This is a genomic window from Pseudomonas sp. RC10, from assembly GCF_038397775.1.
GTDB lineage: Bacteria > Pseudomonadota > Gammaproteobacteria > Pseudomonadales > Pseudomonadaceae > Aquipseudomonas > Aquipseudomonas bambusae.
In genome coordinates, this window is the sequence record NZ_CP151650.1 from 1,587,682 (window position 1) to 1,608,267 (window position 20,586).

The 20,586-nt window shown below is 57.6% G+C and carries 15 protein-coding genes, 2 tRNA genes and 1 pseudogene; 7 read left to right on the top strand and 11 right to left on the bottom strand.

Annotated features, from left to right (window positions below):
* Nucleotides 1-9: 9 nt before the first annotated feature.
* Together AAEO81_RS07150 and rimO are read right to left on the bottom strand one after the other, a co-directional pair.
* Nucleotides 10-483, bottom strand: coding sequence for a GNAT family N-acetyltransferase (locus AAEO81_RS07150; RefSeq protein ID WP_166596244.1), 474 nt, complete (start codon nt 481-483; stop codon nt 10-12).
* A gap of 114 nt (nt 484-597) precedes the next feature.
* Nucleotides 598-1,935 (bottom strand): 30S ribosomal protein S12 methylthiotransferase RimO, encoded by a 1,338-nt coding sequence (gene rimO, locus AAEO81_RS07155; RefSeq protein ID WP_341962530.1) that lies wholly within the window; start codon nt 1,933-1,935, stop codon nt 598-600.
* Nucleotides 1,936-2,207: 272 nt separating this feature from the next.
* Between rimO and AAEO81_RS07160 the strand changes: the two genes are divergently transcribed.
* On the top strand, nt 2,208-4,106 hold the full coding sequence (locus AAEO81_RS07160) for a potassium transporter Kup (RefSeq protein ID WP_166596246.1): 1,899 nt from the start codon (nt 2,208-2,210) through the stop codon (nt 4,104-4,106).
* A gap of 264 nt (nt 4,107-4,370) precedes the next feature.
* Here AAEO81_RS07160 and AAEO81_RS07165 read toward each other — a convergent pair whose 3' ends face one another.
* The 4 genes from AAEO81_RS07165 to AAEO81_RS07180 all read right to left on the bottom strand — a co-directional run bounded on the left by AAEO81_RS07165 (nt 4,371) and on the right by AAEO81_RS07180 (nt 9,037).
* Complete coding sequence (locus AAEO81_RS07165; RefSeq protein ID WP_341962532.1) at nt 4,371-5,672, bottom strand: AcvB/VirJ family lysyl-phosphatidylglycerol hydrolase; 1,302 nt, start codon at nt 5,670-5,672, stop codon at nt 4,371-4,373.
* The gene (gene mprF / locus AAEO81_RS07170; RefSeq protein ID WP_341962533.1) at nt 5,672-8,314 is read right to left on the bottom strand and encodes a bifunctional lysylphosphatidylglycerol flippase/synthetase MprF; all 2,643 of its coding nucleotides are present in this window, start codon (nt 8,312-8,314) and stop codon (nt 5,672-5,674) included. Before mprF ends, AAEO81_RS07165 begins: the two co-directional genes overlap by 1 nt.
* A 331-nt stretch (nt 8,315-8,645) precedes the next feature.
* A tRNA-Met gene (locus tag AAEO81_RS07175) sits at nt 8,646-8,722 on the bottom strand.
* 238 nt (nt 8,723-8,960) lie between these two features.
* A tRNA-Met gene (locus AAEO81_RS07180) sits at nt 8,961-9,037 on the bottom strand.
* Between the two features lie 248 nt (nt 9,038-9,285).
* Between AAEO81_RS07180 and dinB the strand changes: the two genes are divergently transcribed.
* Complete coding sequence (dinB, locus tag AAEO81_RS07185) at nt 9,286-10,344, top strand: DNA polymerase IV (RefSeq protein WP_341962534.1); 1,059 nt, start codon at nt 9,286-9,288, stop codon at nt 10,342-10,344.
* A gap of 8 nt (nt 10,345-10,352) precedes the next feature.
* Here the strand turns inward: dinB and AAEO81_RS07190 are convergent, their stop codons facing one another.
* The 3 genes from AAEO81_RS07190 to AAEO81_RS07200 all read right to left on the bottom strand — a co-directional run bounded on the left by AAEO81_RS07190 (nt 10,353) and on the right by AAEO81_RS07200 (nt 14,624).
* Nucleotides 10,353-11,309 carry a hypothetical protein gene (locus AAEO81_RS07190; RefSeq protein ID WP_166596250.1) on the bottom strand — a complete coding sequence of 319 codons (957 nt, stop codon included), beginning with the start codon at nt 11,307-11,309 and terminating at the stop codon, nt 10,353-10,355.
* Nucleotides 11,310-11,382: 73 nt separating this feature from the next.
* Nucleotides 11,383-13,098 (bottom strand): proline--tRNA ligase, encoded by a 1,716-nt coding sequence (locus tag AAEO81_RS07195; RefSeq protein ID WP_341962535.1) that lies wholly within the window; start codon nt 13,096-13,098, stop codon nt 11,383-11,385.
* 200 nt (nt 13,099-13,298) lie between these two features.
* Entirely contained in the window at nt 13,299-14,624 is a 1,326-nt protein-coding gene (locus AAEO81_RS07200) for an OprD family porin (protein ID WP_341962536.1), read from the bottom strand.
* 999 nt (nt 14,625-15,623) lie between these two features.
* Between AAEO81_RS07200 and AAEO81_RS07205 the strand changes: the two genes are divergently transcribed.
* Together AAEO81_RS07205 and AAEO81_RS07210 are read left to right on the top strand one after the other, a co-directional pair.
* Nucleotides 15,624-16,061 carry an HIT domain-containing protein gene (locus AAEO81_RS07205; RefSeq protein WP_341962537.1) on the top strand — a complete coding sequence of 146 codons (438 nt, stop codon included), beginning with the start codon at nt 15,624-15,626 and terminating at the stop codon, nt 16,059-16,061.
* Entirely contained in the window at nt 16,051-16,257 is a 207-nt protein-coding gene (locus tag AAEO81_RS07210) for a SlyX family protein (protein WP_166596254.1), read from the top strand. Before AAEO81_RS07205 ends, AAEO81_RS07210 begins: the two co-directional genes overlap by 11 nt.
* Before the next feature lie 47 nt (nt 16,258-16,304).
* On the opposite strand, the gene AAEO81_RS07215 is transcribed toward AAEO81_RS07210, so the two are convergent.
* Together AAEO81_RS07215 and AAEO81_RS07220 are read right to left on the bottom strand one after the other, a co-directional pair.
* Entirely contained in the window at nt 16,305-16,502 is a 198-nt protein-coding gene (locus tag AAEO81_RS07215; RefSeq protein ID WP_238591726.1) for a cold-shock protein, read from the bottom strand.
* Nucleotides 16,503-16,634: 132 nt separating this feature from the next.
* Nucleotides 16,635-16,910 (bottom strand): annotated as a pseudogene (locus AAEO81_RS07220) (cold shock domain-containing protein membrane protein); the annotation flags it as partial.
* A 387-nt stretch (nt 16,911-17,297) separates the two neighbouring features.
* On the opposite strand from AAEO81_RS07220, the gene AAEO81_RS07225 reads away from it, so the two are divergent.
* From AAEO81_RS07225 to aspS, 3 genes are all read left to right on the top strand, one after another.
* Nucleotides 17,298-17,771 carry a Dps family protein gene (locus AAEO81_RS07225; RefSeq protein ID WP_166596256.1) on the top strand — a complete coding sequence of 158 codons (474 nt, stop codon included), beginning with the start codon at nt 17,298-17,300 and terminating at the stop codon, nt 17,769-17,771.
* 407 nt (nt 17,772-18,178) lie between these two features.
* A complete protein-coding gene (locus AAEO81_RS07230; RefSeq protein WP_166596257.1) occupies nt 18,179-18,520 on the top strand; it encodes a ribbon-helix-helix domain-containing protein in 342 nt (113 codons plus the stop codon).
* 280 nt (nt 18,521-18,800) lie between these two features.
* Complete coding sequence (aspS, locus tag AAEO81_RS07235; protein WP_341962539.1) at nt 18,801-20,576, top strand: aspartate--tRNA ligase; 1,776 nt, start codon at nt 18,801-18,803, stop codon at nt 20,574-20,576.
* Nucleotides 20,577-20,586: the final 10 nt, after the last annotated feature.

A 20,586-nucleotide genomic window follows, 5' to 3' on the forward strand; every position in this document is an offset into this window, starting at 1 on the left:
GCGTCAGAATTATCTGACGCCTGACACGCGGGATTGCTTTGGCTTGCGCATCCGCAACATCGGATACGGGCGTCCCAGCCCATCCACTTCCGAGCGTCCCACGACCTCGAATCCCTGCTTCTCATAAAACCCCAACGCTTGCGGATTCTGTTCGTTCACGTCGAGTTCAGTCACCTGAAAATGCTCGATGGCGTAATCCAGCAGCTTTTTGCCCAGCCCCATCCCTCGATACTCTGGCGCAATGAACAGCATCTCCAGCTTGCCGGGGGTGGTGCCGCCAAAGCCGGTGATGTGCAACTGGGAGTCGCGGGTGCAGAACAGGTTCACGGCGTCCAGGTACTGGGTCTCCAGAAGATTCCTGAGCAGTGTGATGTAATTTTCCGGCAGAAAATCATGGGTGGCTCGAACTGAAGCTTCCCAGACGCGGGTCAATTCGGCGTAGTCGTGCTTTTTCGGCAGGTAAATGACCGAGTGGTGGGTCATGTTGCCTCTTCTCCTCTTCTTGTCGTTTTCCTGATGTGGTGACGATAGCCAGAAAAAACAAACCCCGCCGTTTGAAGGGCGGGGTTGTGTATGAGGCAGGGAGCGCGGAGGGGCTTAGACAGGCTCGGCCCAGAGGTCGTATTCGTCGGCATCGATCACGCGGCACAGGACCTTGTCGCCCGGCTTGAGGTCGCGGTCGCTTTCCACGAACACGTTCCCGTCGATTTCAGGCGCGTCGAAGAACGAACGGCCCACGAAGCCCTGTTCGTCCACTTCGTCGATCAGCACTTCGATTTCCTTGCCGATCTTCATTTGCAGCCGTGCAGCGCTGATGGCTTGCTGGTGTGCCATGAAGCGGTCCCAGCGATCCTGTTTGACGTCGTCCGGCACGATCGGCGCATCCAACAGGTTGGCAGGCGCGCCTTCGACTGGCGAATACTGGAAGCACCCTACGCGGTCCAGCTGCGCTTCGGTCAGCCAGTCCAGCAGGTATTGGAAGTCTTCTTCAGTCTCGCCCGGGAAGCCGACGATGAACGTCGAACGGATGATCAGGTCCGGGCATTGCTCGCGCCATTTCTTGATGCGCGCCAGGGTCTTGTCTTCGAAGGCCGGGCGCTTCATCAGCTTGAGGATTTTCGGGCTGGCGTGCTGGAACGGGATGTCCAGGTACGGCAGGATTTTGCCCTCGGCCATCAACGGGATGATTTCATCGACGTGCGGGTACGGGTAGACGTAATGCAGACGCACCCAGACGCCCAGCGAGCTGAGTGCCTGGCAGAGCTCGGTCATGCGGGTCTTGACCGGCTGGCCCTGCCAGAAGCCGGTGCGGTATTTGACGTCGACGCCGTAGGCGCTGGTGTCCTGAGAGATCACCAGCAGTTCTTTCACGCCGGCCTTGACCAGACGCTGGGCTTCATCGAGCACATCGCCCACCGGGCGGCTGACCAGCTTGCCGCGCATCGACGGGATGATGCAGAAGCTGCAACTGTGGTTACAGCCCTCGGAAATCTTGAGGTATGCGTAGTGGCGCGGCGTCAGCTTGATGCCTTGCGGCGGCACCAGGTCAATGAGCGGATTGTGATCGAGCTTCGGCGGCGCAGCGTCGTGCACGGCGTTGACCACTTGCTCGTACTGCTGCGGACCGGTCACGGCCAGTACGCTCGGGTGCACGTTGCGGATGACGCTTTCGTCCACGCCCATGCAACCGGTGACGATCACCTTGCCGTTTTCCGCGAGGGCCTCACCAATGGTGTCCAGGGATTCGGCCTTCGCGCTGTCGATGAAACCGCAGGTGTTGACCACCACCACGTCGGCGTCTTCGTAGGTCGGCACGACCTGATAGCCTTCCATGCGCAGCTGAGTGAGGATGCGTTCGGAATCGACCAGAGCCTTCGGGCAACCAAGGCTGACAAAGCCGACCTTGGGGGCGGCAGACGTGGGGACGGTGGACATTGACTAACCTCGGCGTAGGTACGCCCCGGCGTGTGGCCTGGGCATTGACTGGGCGCTTGGTGCGCCTCTGATCAAAAAGTGCGCAATTCTAGCGATGACTCCGGCGATTGACCAGCGTTATACCGAGAATTACGACGAGTGCTGCGCTATGCTTCGCGGCGTCGAACCCGGTGGCCCTTGTCGGCCGGGTGAATCGGAATTTACAGGTGCGCTGTGGGTCAATCTGACAGCAGCGCGCCGCGGTGCTCGGGTCATGGTTTCAGGAGTGGTAAATGGGTCACGCAACGAGTCAGGCAGAGGCCGGGCATTCGTCGGTCAAACCGTTGAGTCTGCTGGTGGGAGCGGTGGGGGTGGCGTACGGCGATATCGGTACGAGCCCGTTGTACACGATCAAAGAAGTCTTCGTCGGCGGATATGGCGTGCAAGCTGGCCACGATTCGGTGTTGGGGATTCTCTCGCTGATTTTCTGGGCGCTGGTGTGGGTCGTTTCGTTCAAGTACATGGCCTTGGTGCTGCGCGCTGATAACGACGGCGAGGGCGGCATCATGGCGCTGACGGCGCTGGCCCGACGCGCCTCCGCCAAATTCCCGAAGCTGCAAGCGACGATGATCGTGTTTGGTCTGTTTGGCGCTGCTTTGTTCTACGGCGACAGCATGATCACTCCGGCCATCTCGGTATTGTCAGCGGTCGAGGGGATGGAGCTGGCGTTCGACGGGCTTGATCATTGGGTCGTGCCCATTGCATTGATCGTGCTGGTGGCTCTCTTTCTCATTCAACGTCACGGCACGGCGCGGATCGGCGTGATGTTCGGCCCGATCATGGTCCTGTGGTTCGTCACCCTTGGCGTGCTCGGTATTCACGGCATCGTTCAGCAGCCCGAAGTGCTGCACGCGGTGAACCCGGCTTGGGCCGTGCGGTTCTTTATCGATCATCCCGGCATTGGTGTGGCCGTTCTCGGCGCTGTGGTGTTGGCGCTGACCGGTGCTGAAGCTTTGTACGCGGACATGGGCCACTTCGGTCGCAAACCGATTTCCCGCGCCTGGTTCGGTCTGGTGCTGCCAGCGCTGGTTCTCAACTATTTCGGCCAGGGTGCCCTCGTGATCGAGGACCCCGAGGCCGTGCGTAACCCGTTCTATCTGTTGGCGCCGAGTTGGGCGCTGTTGCCATTGATCGGTCTGTCGACGCTGGCGACCATCATCGCCTCGCAGGCGGTGATTTCCGGCGCGTTCTCCATGACGCTCCAGGCCATTCAACTGGGTTACATCCCGCGCATGTACATCCAGCACACGTCCAGCGATGCCCAAGGCCAGATTTACATCGGCGCGGTGAACTGGTCGCTGATGGTGGGTGTGATCCTGCTGGTGCTGGGCTTCGAATCGTCCGGCGCGCTGGCATCGGCCTACGGCGTGGCTGTGACCGGCACCATGCTGTGCACGACCATTCTGGTGTCGTCTGTGATGCTGCTGGCGTGGAAATGGTCGCCGCTGGTGGCGATCCCGATTCTGTTGGGCTGCTTGTTCGTCGATGGCCTGTTCTTCGCCGCCAACGTGCCGAAAGTGGTGCAGGGTGGGGCGTTCCCGTTCCTGGCGGGTATCGCACTGTTCATCCTGATGACCACCTGGAAGCGCGGCAAACAGCTGCTGGTGGACCGTATCGACGAAGGCGGGCTGCCACTGCCGATCTTCATCAGCAGTATTCGTGTGCAGCCGCCACATCGCGTGCAGGGTACCGCCGTGTTCCTGACCGCACGTCCGGACGCTGTGCCCCATGCATTGCTGCACAACCTGCTGCATAACCAGGTGCTGCATGAGCAGGTTGTCCTGCTGACTGTCGTCTACGAAGACACCCCGAGGGTTCCGGCCGCGCAACGCTTTGAAGTCGAGGCGTACGGTGAAGGCTTCTTCCGGGTCATTCTGCACTTCGGCTTCATTGACGAACCCGATGTGCCTGCCGCGCTGAAGTTGTGCCACTTGCCTGATCTGGACTTCAGCCCGATGCGCACCACCTACTTCCTCAGCCGTGAAACCGTGGTCTCGACCAAACTGGCCGGGATGGCGCGTTGGCGCGAAGGCTTGTTCGCGTTCATGTTGAAGAACGCCAACGGCAACCTGCGCTTCTTCAAGCTGCCGTACAACCGTGTGATCGAACTGGGTACGCAGGTGGAGATGTAAGCCATCAAGCGTGAGTGCAGCGCTGCGGTGCAAAAAAACCGACGCTGTACGCCTGTGGGAGCGAATTCATTCGCGAAAAATGGGGCAGGCAATAGAGGTGTATCGGCTGCGCTGGCCAATCGCGAATGAATTCGCTCCTACAGATGATCAGCGCCACTCATGGGGCCTGACTCATGGGGCTTGTCGCTGAACCATGGAGCCTTTCGCGGCCATAAAAAAAATCCCCGCAGTCTTTCGAGTGCGGGGATTTTTTTGCGCCCTGGATTACTCGTTGGCAGCCGTCGGTGGGGCTTCCTTGCCTTTCCACTTGTCGATGACTGCGATCAGACGTTTAGCCAGGGACGGGTAGTTCTCGTCGAAGTGGTGACCCCCTGGCAGCTGGATCTTCTCGCCGGGGGCAGTGGCTTCGGTACAGCCGCTCTCGTCCTTCTCTTCCACGCCGTACACGCACAGCACCTTGTCGCCTGGCAGCTTCGCCATCTCCGGACCGGTCGCCGCTTCTTTGCCGGAGGCACCGAGCCAGCCCTCTACGGCGATTTCGAAGCTGCCGCTGCGGGCGAAGGCGAGCAGGATGATGCCGTCCACACGCCCTTTGTCGTCTTCCGGCAAGCGGTTGTAGATCGCTGGCAACACGTCAGCGCCGAACGAATACCCCGCGAGTACGAAATGCTTGGCACCCCATTTTTGCCGGTAGTGGGCCATCAGTTCGCTCAGGTCGGTCGCGGTCTGTTCTGGCGACTTGTGTTCCCAGTAATAGCGCAGTGTGTCGATGCCGACCACCGGATAGCCGCCGGACTTGGCCATGTCGCCAGCGACATCCTTGTCCAGGTCGCGCCAGCCCCCATCACCGGAAAGGAACAGAGTGACGGTGTCCGAGGGTTGGCTTGAAGGCACTTCCACCACTGGAATGTTCAGACCGCCGTTGGCGTCGTCGGCAATCAGCAGGTGGCGGACTTCGGTATTCAAAATCTGCGGGTACTTGATGTCGTAATCGCTGATTTTGGTTTCGGCGTTGGGCGTATCGCGAACGAATACAGCGGTCTCGTCATCCGGGCCGTCATTCCACGCCACGGTCCATTTGCCATGGGCGGCGGCTTTCGGCGGCGGAACCTTGCAGTCCGGCTGATTGAGCACGAAGTTCACCGAGATGGCCTGGGCCTTGTCGTTGTTCTGACCAGCCAACCAGTTCCAGGCGACCGAACCGCCTGCGCTGATCCCTGCGACCACGTCCGGTGTGCCACCGAGGTTTTGCAGCGCGCTGGTGAAAGTCTTCTCCTGCAGCTGGCAATCGTCTTTCGGCAAGATGACTTGAATGACTTGCGCCGAGGCGTCGTAGCTCAAGGCGAGGACTTGCTTATCGGTCAGCGAATCCTCGGTCGTTGCAGCCAAGGCGACGCGCGCCTTGATCTTCGTGGACGGGGTTGCACGGATCAGGGCCGAACCATCTCCAAGCGTGATGCGTTCCAGCGTGGGCTGAGCGGGCGGGCGGTTCCACAGCCAGAATCCTAATGCCACCACCAGAATTACCAGGGCTGCGAGCAAAAAGCGCCAGTAGCGTTGAATCATTAGCGTTTCACCAATCCAGTCAGGCCGCCCGCGATAAGGGCGGCAGTGTCTGCCAGTGCCACCAGCGGATCGAGTCCTGCGGGCACGGCCATATAACGAGGTTCCCAGTCAGGCTGGAATTTGTCTTTGAAACGACGCAGGCCCTGGAAGTTGTAGAGTTGCTCGCCGCGACTGAACACCATCGAACCCAAACGCTGGGTCAAGGGCGCCCCACGCCGAGGTTGCAGACCTGACAACGGCACCATACCCAGGCTGAAGCGGGCGTAGCCTTCCTTTTTATAATGAAGAATCAGGCCGACCATCATGAATTCCATGGTCAGCTTCGGTGCGTCGGGGTGCGAGCGCATCAAGTCCAGACTGGCGAGATCCTGTCGGGATGTTTCCAGCAGGTTCGAAAACGCCACGGGCTTGCCTTGGAAGTGAACGATGGCGATGCGGAAATGCTTGAGGTAATCCAGGCTGAAGCGGCCCAGCGAGAACCCTTTTTCCCGTACGTTCTTGCCCGTGAGCCAGGCATCGGAAATCACTTTCAGCTCATCCATTGGCGCTTGGCCGACTTCATAGATTTCCAGTGACAGACCGTCGCGACCACCCCGATTCCAGGTGTAGCGCAGGTCCTTCATCTCCTTGCCTTTGGCTTCGATGTCGAACGCGTGCAGGTTGACCCGGGCCTCTTCGCCTAACTTGATCGCCGTCAGACCGATGTCCATGTAGAACGGCAGGTTCTCGGCACGCACCTGATAAAACACAGGCCGGGCGTGATGCACGTCGCAGAGGTCGCGGAATTGCCAGATCAGCTCGGCGCGTTGTTGGGTCGGGCCGATAGGGTCATACAACGCCACCAGACTGCGGCCGCGGTGGGCGTACATGAGAAACGCGTTGCCATCCGGGTGCAGCAAGACAGCCTTGTCGCCTGTCAGCACCAACCCGCCGTCTGGCTGATTGGACGCTTTGATGATTTCGGCGGCCTTGGCCAGCTGCGCTTCATCCGGCAGATCGATCTGCGGGCGGGCAGTGCGCAGCAGCCACGTCAACGAAACGATCACCAGCAGCACCGCACTGCCGAGTGCCGAGCGCAGACCTCGCGGGGCATCGGCGTCGAGGGTGAATTGCCACCACAGCTGATGGCTGTAGGGCACGTCTTGATAGGCGAACAGCAGCAGCCAGAACGAAGCCCCCAGCACGCAGATGCTCGCCACCAGATACAGGGGCGAAAAAGGCAGTTCGAACAAGCGGCTCGGTCGGTAGAACGAACGACGGAAGATGGCGAGCAGACACGCCGTCAGCAGCAGAAGGCTGGCTTCCGCCCAGTCGAAGCCTTTAAGGATCGACAGGATTGAACCCACGAACAGCAGAATAGTGGTCAACATCCAGGCCGCTGACAGTCGCCGACGCAGGCCTTGCGCGAGCAACAGGCAGAGCACGCCGATCAGGCTGGCACCGAAGTGGGACGCGTCGATCAGCCGATGCGGGATCAGAAAGCCCAGGCTTTCCAGTCGTGTGTCGATTTCAGGGGTCGCACCGGAAAACAGCAGCACGACGCCCGAGAGAAACACCAACAAGGCCAGGATCGGTGCGCCAAGGCCTGAAGCGACGCGCATGGCCTGACGCGCGAACAGGAAGCGCTTGGCCTCGCTGAACAGCAGCACCAGACACGCGATCAACAGCGGCAGGACCACGTAGATCAGGCGATACAGGAGCAGAGCTGCCGCGAGGGGAGCCGCGCCCAATTCATCAGCAAAAGCGGCGAGCAGAATCGCTTCGAACACGCCCACACCACCGGGAACATGGCTGAGCACGCCTGCGGCCAGTGCCAGCAGGTACACCAATAGAAATGCACCAAAAGGCGGCGCGGACGGTAGCAGCAGATACAAAACGGCAGCCGCAGCGGCGACGTCCAGCGCCGTAATCACCAGTTGCATCAGTGTCAGGCGCAGACCCGGCAGACGCAGAGTGCGACGGCCCGCGCGCACTAGCAAGTTGTGTGGGATGGTCTGTTCCGGGAGACGGCGACGATAGACCGCCACCCCGATGATCAGGCTCAGCGCGAGGACAGCGACGGCGATTGTCGCCAGTACCGGGACAGACAAATGCAACGCAAGGGAGGCAGCAGGCAGGTCGCTTAACATTGCCAATGCCGCCAATGGTGGAAGCGCGCACCCGAGCGAGAGGCTGGCAAATAGCGTCATGTGCGCCACTTCGCCTGCGCCGAGTCCCAGGCGAGAGTACAGGCGATACCTCACAGAGCCGCCGGAAAGCATCGACAGACCAACCGCATTGCCGATGGCGAAGGCACAAAACCCGCCCATCACCAACGACTTGGGTGGCAGTTCCACATTGGCGTATTTACTAGCGGACCATTCATAGCCCAGCAAAATGGTAAAACCGATGACCGTTGCCAGAACAGCGCCTGCCAGAGAGGGCATTGGCACGCTAAGGAGCGAATCTTGCAGCGCGTAAATGTCAAGTTCAGTCAGCATGTGCCGACAGGCGATCAATGCGAGGGCGAACAGGATAATGGTGACAGCCAGCCCGATAGGTTGACGATATTTGCTCACCAGTTCGCGAACACGCAGTCGGGCAGGAGGAGCCGGAGGGGTTTCCGGGACTGCTTCATTTGAGTCGGACGGGTTGGCGCGCATCAATCACTCCTTGGATCGTGCGCGACAGAATGGGGGTATACAGCCAAGTTACCAATCCCTACGCAAAAAATAATTCAGGATGTTAGCGCTTCAACGTCTAACGGGCGAATACGGCAGCGACCTCTCGTGACCCTTGAGTCTAGTTTCGGTTGTTCCTAAACGTATCGGCAAAAGGCACAAATTCTGTCGCGACCGGCAACATACGGTAACAAACCGATAAAGACCAATCGGCTATGACAATGTGATGTGACAGCCAAATACCTATGCTGTTCGGCCCTTTTCGTCAGGGCAAAAAAAAGGCCACTCTTTCGAGTAGCCTTCTTTATAACGTTGGTTGCGGGAGCCGGATTTGAACCGACGACCTTCGGGTTATGAGCCCGACGAGCTACCAGACTGCTCCATCCCGCGTCTGTGAGGCGGCATTCTACAGCCGATCGACGAGGTGTCAACCTTTAAACTCCATGATCGACAAAATAACCACAATTTCACGGCGGCATGCGTAACTCGCGGTCAGACAAGGCTTTTATCTCGACGGCGCCGCAGGGCAGGGCGCCATCATTGATGAAAGATATTTCACTAAGATGAACGCAGATAATTTTCTCACGCGCACAAAAAAGCCACTCTGTTGAGTGGCTTTTTTGATGTTTGGTTGCGGGAGCCGGATTTGAACCGACGACCTTCGGGTTATGAGCCCGACGAGCTACCAGACTGCTCCATCCCGCGTCTGTGAGGCGGCATTCTACAGAGGAACGGCATGGTGTCAAGCTCATGACGGAAAAAAGTGCTTTTTCTTCAAAAGCTTAGCGCCGGGCATGCAACGGCTTTGTACCTCTGGGGCAGGCTGGGCGGGCGTGTCAGCCCGATTGCGGTCGTACCTCAACCGGTTGAATCTCAGGTGCTTGCGCTGCAAGAAGTGTCAGAAGGATGCGTGAGTGAGATACTGGCGGACCGTTTTCCTACGACCGCATGTCATGCCGCAGCGCAAAATCATCCATATCGACTGTGACTGCTTCTATGCCGCCATTGAGATGCGCGACGACCCCAACCTGGCGGGCAAGCCGTTGGCCGTGGGCGGTTCTGCGGATCGGCGCGGCGTCATTGCGACGTGTAATTACGAAGCCCGGGCTTACGGTGTACGGTCTGCGATGTCTTCGCGGCATGCGCTGTCGCTATGCCCCGACCTGACCATCGTCAAGCCGCGAATGGACGCCTATAAAGAAGCATCAAAGGAAATTCACACGATCTTTCGCGATTACACGGACCTGATCGAACCGCTGTCGTTGGACGAGGCCTATCTGGATGTTTCCGAGTGCAGTCATTTCGGTGGCAGCGCGACCCGAATCGCCCAGGATATTCGTCGGCGAGTTTCCAACCAACTGCACATCACGGTGTCTGCTGGCGTGGCGCCCAATAAATTCCTTGCCAAAATTGCCAGTGATTGGCGGAAACCCAACGGCTTGTTCGTCATCACGCCGGATCAGGTAGAGGATTTTGTCGCGGAGTTGCCGGTGTCCAAGCTGCACGGGGTGGGGAAGGTGACCGCTGACAAGCTCGGGCGGTCAGGGATCATCAGTTGTTCAGACCTGCGTGGCTGGAGCAAGCTGGCGCTGGTGCGCGAGTTTGGCTCTTTCGGTGAGCGGTTGTGGAATCTGGCTCACGGCATTGATGAACGTCCGGTGCAGAACGACAGCCGTCGCCAATCGGTGAGTGTGGAAAACACCTACGACACCGATCTGCCCGATTTGGCGAGTTGCCTGGAAAAGCTTCCGGCTTTATTGGAAAACCTTAATGGACGCATCGCACGCATCGAGACCCTGTATCGACCAGGCAAGCCGTTTGTAAAAGTGAAATTTCATGATTTCACGCAGACCACTCTCGAACAGGCAGGAGCGGGCAGGGATCTGGAAAGCTACGAGCAGTTGCTAACCCAGGCGTTCGCACGCGGCGATAAACCGGTGCGATTGCTGGGAATCGGGGTGCGCCTGCACGACTTGCGAAGCGCCCATGAACAGTTGCAGCTGTTCGACTGAGCTCAGGGTTATTCGCGGCCCGCCGGTACGGCGACCAGTCGGCCAGCATCCTTGGCCAACGAACGCAAAAACTCATGCTGCAACTGCGGATCGTTGCGGGTCATTTCGATCAGCGACTGTTCCAGATCGCTGGCTTCTTCTTCCAGCCCCAGTTCAGACAGACGCTTGACCCGGTGGACCCACTGGCTCACTTCGTCATCTTCCAGGTCGTCGTAGATCAAACCGTGCGCTTCAATCAACTTGCCGCGCAAGGATTTACTCAGCGGCAGGCTTGCAACGCCTTGCACGCTGGATGCGTCGTCCTGAACCTTCAGGCCCAGTTGCGTCACGTGGCTCAGGTCTTGTTCGGCGAACGGGCTGTCTAACAGGTTGATCCGCAGCACACCGTTACGGTCGGTGTTCAGCTCGTTGGTGTCCCTTCCAGACTTGATTTCAACCGGGCTTTCGCTCCAGGGCAGGCTGGTATGCTCGACCCGGTGATCCCGCTGAACCTCATCGATGCCGGCCAGGTTTTGCTGGGCTCGACCGTGGGAGGGGGCGTTCATGAACGGGTTGATGCCCGCGATACCGTAACTCAACCAGTCTTTAGTGACGCTGTCCGGCAGGCTGCCGAACGTTAGCACGTTCACGACATTCGCTCCGACGCCAGCGACGATCGCCACGGCACCCAAGGGGATTTCGTAAATTTCGCGCCAAGGTTGATACGGCGTGTACCGGTCGTAATGACGGGTCACGTCGTATTCAGTGATGTCGAAGGTTTTAAGTTCGTGAATCCGGATTCGACGTTGCGGCAACTCAAGGGTCTTGGGTTCACCCACGTCGATTTGAAAACTGTGATCGAGCAGTTTGCGGTCAATGCGCTCTTCGTGTTCGCTGCGTTGAGACAAATGATTGGCGCAACCGCTGACGAGCAGGCTGCCGCACAACGCGGCGCCCGCGAGGCTTGTGGAACTTCGCTTGAACATGAGATCTCTTGGTGCAGGTAAGGCAGAACAGGCCGCTGAAAGCGCGCCCCAATAAAGCGGGCGCGCCGTCGGCTCAGCGATTGATACGGCCTTTGATGAAGGACAGCACGTCAGCAACTGGCAGGGCCTGAGCTTCAGGCTCGGTGCGGCTTTTATATTCCAGATTGCCTTCGGCCAGACCGCGGTCACTGACCACGATGCGATGGGGAATACCGATCAGCTCCATGTCCGCGAATTTGATGCCCGGGCTGGTTTTCTTGTCACGGTCGTCCAGCAGCACTTCGAAGCCAGCGGCGGTCAGTTCGGCGTACAGCTTGTCGGTGGCTTCACGCACTGCTTCGGTTTCGTAACGCAGCGGAACCAGTGCAATCTGGAAAGGCGCCAGTGCGTCGCTCCAGATAATGCCGTTTTCGTCATTGTTCTGCTCAATGGCAGCCGCCACCACGCGAGAGACGCCGATGCCGTAGCAGCCCATCGCCAGCGTGACCGGTTTGCCGTTTTCGCCCAGCACCTGGCACTTCATCGCGTCGCTGTATTTGGTGCCCAGCTGGAAGATGTGACCCACTTCGATACCGCGCTTGATGATCACCTTCCCCTGGCCATCCGGGCTTGGGTCGCCTTCAACGACATTGCGCAGGTCCGCGACTTCCGGAACAGGCAGATCCCGTTCCCAGTTCACGCCGAAATAGTGCTTGTCGTCGATGTTCGCGCCAATGCCGAAATCGCTCATCAATTCAACCGAGCGGTCGATGATGATAGGCAGTGGCAGGTTCAACGGGCCGAGCGAGCCCGCGCCTGCACCAATGGCATCACGCAGCTCAGCTTCGCTGGCCATGACCAGAGGGCTGGCCACCAACGGGTGGTTCGAAGCTTTGATCTCATTGAGCTCGTGGTCGCCACGGACGATCAGTGCAATCAACTTGCCTTCTTCTGCGGCGTGAACCACCAGCGTCTTCACGGTTTTTTCGATGGCCAGGCCGAACTGTTCAACCAGCGCAGCGATGGTCTTGGCGTTCGGTGTGTCCACCAGGCGCAGCTCTTCGGTGGCTGCCGCGCGGGATTTCTCCCGTGGAACCGCTTCCGCCTTCTCGATATTGGCTGCGTAATCGGAGCTGTCGCTGAACACGATGTCGTCTTCGCCGGATTCGGCGAGCACGTGGAACTCATGGGAACCGGCGCCGCCGATCGAGCCGTTGTCAGCCACCACTGGGCGGAAGTCCAGACCCAGGCGAGAGAACACGTTGCTGTACGCCTGGTGCATGCGGTCGTAGGTTTCCTGCAGGGAGTCCTGGGTCGCATGGAACGAGTAGGCGTCTTTCATGATGAACTCACGGCCGCGCATCAAACCGAAGCGTGGGCGGATTTCGTCACGGAATTTGGTCTGGATCTGGTACATGTTGATCGGCAGCTGTTTATAGCTGCTCAACTCGTTGCGAGCCAGGTCGGTGATGACTTCTTCGTGGGTCGGGCCGGCGCAGAAATCACGATCGTGTCGGTCTTTAAGGCGCAGCAGCTCAGGGCCGTACTGCTCCCAGCGACCGGATTCCTGCCACAACTCGGCGGGCTGGATACCGGGCATCAGAACTTCCAGTGCACCGGCCGAGTTCATTTCTTCACGAACGACCGCCTCAACCTTGCGCAATACACGCAGACCCATGGGCAGCCAGGTGTAAAGACCCGAGGCGAGCTTGCGAATCATGCCGGCACGAAGCATCAGCTGGTGGCTGATCACGACCGCATCGTTTGGCGTTTCTTTTTGTGTGGCGAGCAAATATTGACTGGTACGCATGGTCGGCCGTTGTCGGTTGCTGTGACTGGGAAATGACCTGGCATTGTACGGGGGTGATACGGTCGAGTACAGGGCGAGAGGGCGGCAGTGAGGCTCGGATGGATGCTTTCGTACAAATGAAAAAGCCCGGCGCTGGGCCGGGCTTTTCGGATTTTCGGTAATGACTTGCGTCGCGATTCGGTAAGGAATCGCTTCGCGAATTACAGAACCGAAATCGGGTAGTCGACGATCAGACGGAACTCGTCCACGTTGCCTTCGGCCTGGTCGCCGTTTGCACGGTGCCATGCTTGACGGATACGGAACGACAGGTCTTTCGCAGGACCGGTCTGTACTACGTACTTGGCCTCGAAGTTGGTCTCGTGGTGTTTGCCATCTGGACCGTAACCGTAAGCCTGGTATGGGCTGCCAGCGTCGATCTTGGTGCCGTCGATGTCTTTACCGTTGATGTAACGGGTCATGAAGCTCAGACCAGGTACGCCGTACGGAGCCATGTTCAGGTCGTAGCGAGCTTGCCAGGATTTCTCACCAGGACCGTTAAAGTCGGAGTACTGGATGGAGTTGGCCAGGAAGATCGAGTCGCCACCGCGGTTGTTGTCGCCGATACCGATGTAGTCGAACGGCGTGTTGCCGTTAACTTTCTGGAAGGCCACGGTCACAGTGTGAGCTGCCAGGAAAGAGTAGGCGGCGGACAGCGAGAACGTGTTGTTCGTGATATCGCCAGCTTTTTTGCTGCCGGTATCCGAGGTGTTGTAGTAGTTGAAGTCGAAGGCCAGGGACTGGTCATCGGTCAACGGCAGGGCGTAGTTCACGTTGCCGTAGTACTGGTTCCACACGTCTTCCAGTTTGTTGTAGTAGAACGCAACACCCAGGTTGTCGGTAACCGCGTATTTACCGCCGCCGAAAGTAGCGGACTTGGAGGTCACGCCAGCGTAGGTTGCCCAGATTTCGCCGTCACGGTTGGTTTCGTCCTGGCTGGTGCCGGAGTAGAAACGACCAGCTTCAACGTCAAGACCCTTGATTTCGCTGCTCTGCAAGGTCAGACCGCTGGCAGTTTGTGGCAACAGACGGGAACCGCCTACTGCGAACACTGGGTTCTGAGGTTGCATGTCACCGACTTTCAGTTCGGTTTTCGAAACGCGGAACTTAACAGCGCCACCGGCTTTGCCGAAGCTGTCGTGGTTGTGGCCATCTGCGTCAGTCGACAGGTTGCCCGAACCGGAGTATTTGTCGGAGCCGTCCAGCTTGAAGCCAGCGTAACCGAATGCGTCGATACCAACACCGATCAGACCTTGGGTGTAACCGGAGCTGAAGTTGCCCCAGAAACCTTGGGTCCAGTCTTTGTCGTCTACAGCGCCGCCTGTTTTGTTGCGGTTGTAGTAGTAGTTGCGGGCTTTGACGTCCAGCTTGCTACCTTCAACAAAACCAGTGGCTTCGGACTGGTCGCTTACGAATGCCGCAGCCGATGCCAATTGGGTGCTGGCCGCAGTAACTGCCAGTGCGATTGCGCTCCACTTCATCACTCTCATCGTGACTTTGCTCCTTTGGTTTTAAGAAGAGTACCGCCGTTCACCTGTTTTTTTATCTGAACGGCTCTTTCTTTTTGGTGTCGGCGAAACTTATATCACGCTGACATTATTGGCGATAGTTACAAACCTATCCTTTCAAATTCTTTACGGCCATGTCGCAAAACAGCTCTGTCCATGTCGCTACTGAACAGCTCCTTGTCTTTAAGACGTTCAACTACCGCAGTACTTTTCGACTGTCGGAATGCCCCCTCTGCAGTCAGAGCCATTCCGTCCCGTCGAGCGCCCCCAGAAGCATGCTCGCCATTTTCATCTCGACCGACGCTTCAGGTCTTGACCGCCTGACTTTTCGATCCTGTGTGTGACAAAGCAACAACCATGCTCAAAGTTCCCTTTTCTGTGAAAAAAATGTCCATGGGCACGCAAACACTTACGATTTATCCTGTAACCTCTTGTTTTTTCAAGGCTTAAAAAATTTCCAAAAATGCGCTTGTGGGCGATGTTCACATGAGGTTACCGCCTGAAAATGTCACTGGCGTTACCTGTTACCGTCATGAAGTGGGTAAAACGCGGATAAGTCTTACAAGAACTGTCCGCAGAGTGAGTCGTTTTGGTGCATCGGCGCGAGCCTTCGCCTGAATTTAGTACGTTCGTCCTCGATGCTTTGACGGCTCGTCCAGAAAGTCAACGTAGTGGGTGAGCTCATTTGGTCAAGCGCTTGAATTGGAAGGCATAGCCCCTGGTTTTATTGGGCTGAGCGGCACCTTCGCATCATGAGCAGGGTGCCTCTTATCAGTGCGCGGGGAGCGAAAGCGACCAATGCAGGTGCGGGGCGTTCGGGTGGCAACGGTGATTCAAAACCAACACTAATCCCGCAAAGTGGGCGGGAAGAGCATGCTGGCGTGATTTGCACAGTATTCCCGAGTATCCTGCTCGGTATCGAAAGGTGGGTTGGGTAAGTCCTGCGCACTAAAAGCTAACCCGGCGATCAGGAGTTCATGCGTGTTTGTTCTGGATCAACGTTTATTGCAGGACACCTTACCGGTAGGGGACTTTCCCCTGTGTCGGTTGCTGCTGTCGAATGACGCGCAATATCCTTGGTTCATCCTGGTCCCGCGCAGAGCGGATATAAGTGAAGTGTTTCAGTTGTCGGATGACGAACAATTACAGCTGTGGAAAGAGACGACGGCGTTGTCCAGAATGCTTCAACAGCTATTCCATGCTGACAAGATGAACATCGCTGCGCTGGGAAATGTTGTCAGTCAGCTGCACATGCACGTGATCGTACGCCTTAAGAGTGATGTTGCCTGGCCAGCCCCTGTTTGGGGCAAGCACCCCGGCGTACCTTATACCCATGAGCAGGCAACTGGCGTGATCGCCCAGTTGAAAGCGGCGCTCGCACATGATCTTTCCTTCGTGGAGGTGCCCCGTGACGCTTGAAGACCGGGTGATGGATCTGGAAAGCCGCCTGGCGTTTCAGGATGACACGATTCAGGCGCTGAACGATGTGCTGGTGACTCAGCAGCGCAGTCTTGAGCGCATGCAGCTGCAGATGGCGGCCTTGATCAAGCGTCAGGAAGAAATGAGTGGGCAATTCGGCGCATTCGAGGAAGAAGCGCCTCCCCCTCATTATTAAGAGCAAAAAAAACCGCGCCCTGGAGCGCGGTTTTTTTATGCCAGTGGTTAGCGGCGGGGCAGGGCGGCAATGACGTCTTCCGCCTGTAGGCCCTTGTCCCGGTTCATCACCGAAAACTCAACCCGCTGGCCTTCGACCAATACGCGATGGCCTTCGCCGCGGATGGCGCGAAAATGCACGAAAATATCGTCGCCGGAATCGCGGGAAATGAAGCCGAAGCCTTTGGAGGTGTTAAACCACTTCACAGTGCCGGTATCGCGCTGGCCGGGTTCGTGTGGCTGTTGCGCAGCGGACGGGGATGACTTGTAGAAGCTGACCCCCAGGTGAATGGCCACCGCGACTACCAGGGCCAGCAGGCTGACCAGAACGGCAGGTTGGCCTGCGATGGTTTCAAGTGGAACGAGCAGTGTCAGGATTTGGAGCACGACCGCCAGCACCAGCAACGCGCTGACCAGATTTTGCAGTTGATGACGCGGGCCTCGGTTCCAGTAAGGGATCACCGGAGCAATGACGAGGTTGATCAGGCCAAAAAGGGCTAGATACAGTGCGTCGGGTTGAGACAGGTAAGAAGACAACGCTTCACTACGCAGGCTGGGTATGAATGAAAGCAGCAGGGCAGCTGCGCCCGTTAGCAGGTGGACTATTTTCAACATTTTGATGACTCACATTAAGAAGGATCACGATATGAGGCTGGCGGCTTCCGGTACGCTTCTGAAAAAAAGGAGACGTGATGCACGAATGCCGATTCAGCCTGTGCGCTACCACCTGATGGTGGGGCGGTAGCGGCACGTCTGTATTTAACAGCAAAGCGCAGAGCTACTCAAATCAAGCGCTTAGCGCCATTGATCGCAGAAGATGGTGGCGATTTGTCTTCGAATCGTTGCCGTTGGTCAAAGGCTTGATTCAGAGCTGTCTGGGTCGTGGACACGAATGCCGTTTCTCTAGAGTTGCCGTGCGCCAAGGTGGCTGCACGGCTGCGTGTGTCTTGCTAGAGTGGCGAACAGACTTCTAAAACGACCATCATATAAAGAGGACGTAGCATGGCAATTGACATCGGAATCAGCGAAGAAGACCGCAAGTCCATCGTAGACGGCCTTTCCCGCCTGTTGGCAGACACTTATGTACTGTATTTGAAAACCCACAATTTTCACTGGAACGTCACCGGGCCGATGTTCCGTACGCTCCATCTGATGTTCGAAGAGCAGTACAACGAACTCGCACTGGCGGTGGATTTGATCGCCGAACGTATTCGCGCTCTGGGTTTCCCGGCGCCAGGCACCTACACGACTTATGCACGTCTTTCCTCAATCAAGGAAGAAGAAGGCGTTCCGTCCGCAGAGGACATGATTCGCTCATTGGTCAGTGGTCAAGAGGCCGTTACGCGTACAGCTCGTGGGATTTTTCCTCTTCTCGATAAAGTGAGCGATGAGCCTACCGCCGATCTGTTGACCCAACGTATGCAAGTTCACGAAAAAACCGCGTGGATGTTGCGCGCGATGCTTGACGTCAAGTAAGCCGCGTCCGCGAGTGGTGTAAATCACCACTCGCTTCCCTCTTTGTTCGCTTTTGTTTCGCCAGTTTTTTAGATTGGTGCGTGAACTTCTTGACCACTTCGCCGCGAATAACGGGCGCTGAATCGATTAAGTTTCGCTGTCTGGAATTTCAGCCGCCGGTTTTTTGCGATGCTGGGTAAGTTTTTAAAAGTGCAAAAATATATATATATCTAATACCTGCTGTTGTCGGCGCTCACCCTTGAATTAAAGCTCCTCAAATTTCGCTCCAGATTTGTGGTGATGTCCTACACCTCATAAGTGCTGCTTCCGCTGGCGAACCCCCTATGAATAGGGCTTGATAGGCATGTCAATTATTTGATTTCAAATGTTTCTATCGTTGCGTTCGAAATAGCATCAAGGGGTATTTCATGAGTCAAAACACCGCAAGGGAGGTACAGGATGTGCATCGATGTTTCAGAGTTCCGAATGATCCGTTCGTTGAGGGCTTCAATATGGATCTGGCGCAACCGCAATCGAGGTCGGTGAGGCTCAATGGGCTTGCAACTTGTTTGCGGCTGGAGGGTGTGTACTGGAATGTCCTTTCCGAGATAGCCAGTTGCAATAGTTGTTCGATCAACGCGGTACTGTCCTACGTTGATCGGGAAGTTCACCTACGTTATGGCGGGGTGAAGAACTTCAGTGGTTTGATTCGCGTGGTGTGTGTGACGCATCTGTTGAAGGCCGAAGGCTTCCAGTTATCGTCTGCCTGATCTCCAGGGCGCTCATTCTCTGTGGGTGCGTCCTTCGCGGGCGCACTCCTTGCGACAGTCGTCCGGCAGCCAAAATACCGCGCTCCGGACGACATCTTGATCTCTATCCGCCTGCGCGGCTGCACAGCCTTGATTAACCCTATATAATCCCCCGCCTTACTAAGGAAGGCAGGGACAGACCGTCGGGTTGAACTGCATGCCAAGGCTCCTGCACCATTGCCCACTGGCGACGGGCGAGAGCTCCACCGAATTCCGAATTACGAGAAGTGAATACACGATCATGATGCGCAGCCATTATTGCGGCCAACTGAACGAAAGCCTGGAAGGCCAGGAAATTACCCTTTGCGGATGGGTCCACCGTCGTCGTGACCACGGAGGGGTGATTTTCCTCGACATCCGCGATCGTGAAGGTCTGGCCCAGGTGGTCTTCGATCCTGATCGCGCCGACACCTTCGCCATTGCCGACCGTGTCCGCAGCGAATACGTCGTCAAGCTGACCGGTAAGGTCCGCGCCCGTCCAGCGGGTGCCGTCAACCCGAACATGGCCTCCGGTGCCATTGAAGTGCTGGGTTACGAGCTGGAAGTGCTGAACGAGTCGGAAACCCCGCCGTTCCCGTTGAACGAATATTCCGACGTCGGCGAAGAAACCCGCCTGCGCTATCGTTTCATCGATCTGCGTCGCCCTGAGATGGCCGAGAAGCTGCGTCTGCGTTCGCGCATCACGTCCAGCATCCGCGGCTTCCTGGACGGCAACGGCTTCCTCGACGTTGAAACCCCGATCCTGACACGTGCCACTCCTGAGGGTGCACGTGATTATCTGGTGCCTAGCCGTACCCACGCAGGCAGCTTCTTTGCCCTGCCGCAGTCGCCTCAGCTGTTCAAGCAACTGCTGATGGTCGCCGGCTTCGACCGCTACTACCAGATCGCCAAATGCTTCCGTGATGAAGATCTGCGTGCCGACCGTCAGCCTGAGTTCACTCAGATCGACATCGAGACCAGCTTCCTCAACGAGGAAGACATCATTGGTCTCACCGAAAGCATGATTCGCAAGCTGTTCAAGGAAGTGCTGGACCTGGAGTTTGGTGACTTCCCGCACATGACCTTCGAAGAAGCCATGCGCCGCTACGGTTCCGACAAGCCAGACCTGCGCAACCCGCTGGAACTGGTGGACGTGGCCGATCAGCTCAAGGATGTCGAATTCAAGGTTTTCAGCGGTCCTGCCAACGATCCGAAATGCCGCGTGACCGCGTTGCGCGTTCCGGGTGGCGCGAGCATGCCGCGCAGCAAGATTGATGACTACACCAAGTTCGTCGGCATCTACGGCGCGAAAGGCCTGGCGTACATCAAGGTCAACGAGCGTGCGAAAGGTGTTGAAGGCCTGCAGTCGCCTATCGTGAAGAACATTCCGGAAGCCAACCTGAACGTGATCCTGGATCGCGTCGGCGCGGTCGACGGCGACATCGTGTTCTTCGGCGCCGACAAGTTCAAAGTCGTCAGCGAGGCGCTGGGTGCCCTGCGTATCAAGCTGGGTCACGACCTGAACCTGCTGACCTGTGAGTGGGCCCCGATGTGGGTCGTCGATTTCCCGATGTTCGAAGAGAACGACGACGGAAGCTTCACGGCGTTGCACCACCCGTTCACCGCGCCGAAATGCTCGCCTGAAGAGCTGGAGGCCAATCCGGCCACCGCCCTGTCGCGTGCTTACGACATGGTATTGAACGGCACGGAGCTGGGCGGCGGCTCGATCCGTATCCACCGCAAAGAAATGCAGCAAGCGGTCTTCCGTCTGTTGGGCATTTCCGAAGACGAGCAGCAAGAGAAGTTCGGCTTCCTGCTCGATGCTCTGAAATACGGCGCGCCGCCGCACGGTGGTCTCGCATTCGGTCTTGATCGTCTGGTCATGCTGATGACAGGTGCGCAGTCGATTCGTGAAGTCATTGCCTTCCCGAAAACCCAGAGTGCAGCGGACGTCATGACTCAGGCGCCAGGCGTCGTCGATGCCAAGGCACTGCGCGAGCTGCACATCCGCTTGCGCGAAACGCCAAAGGCTGAGTAACGAAAAGGGC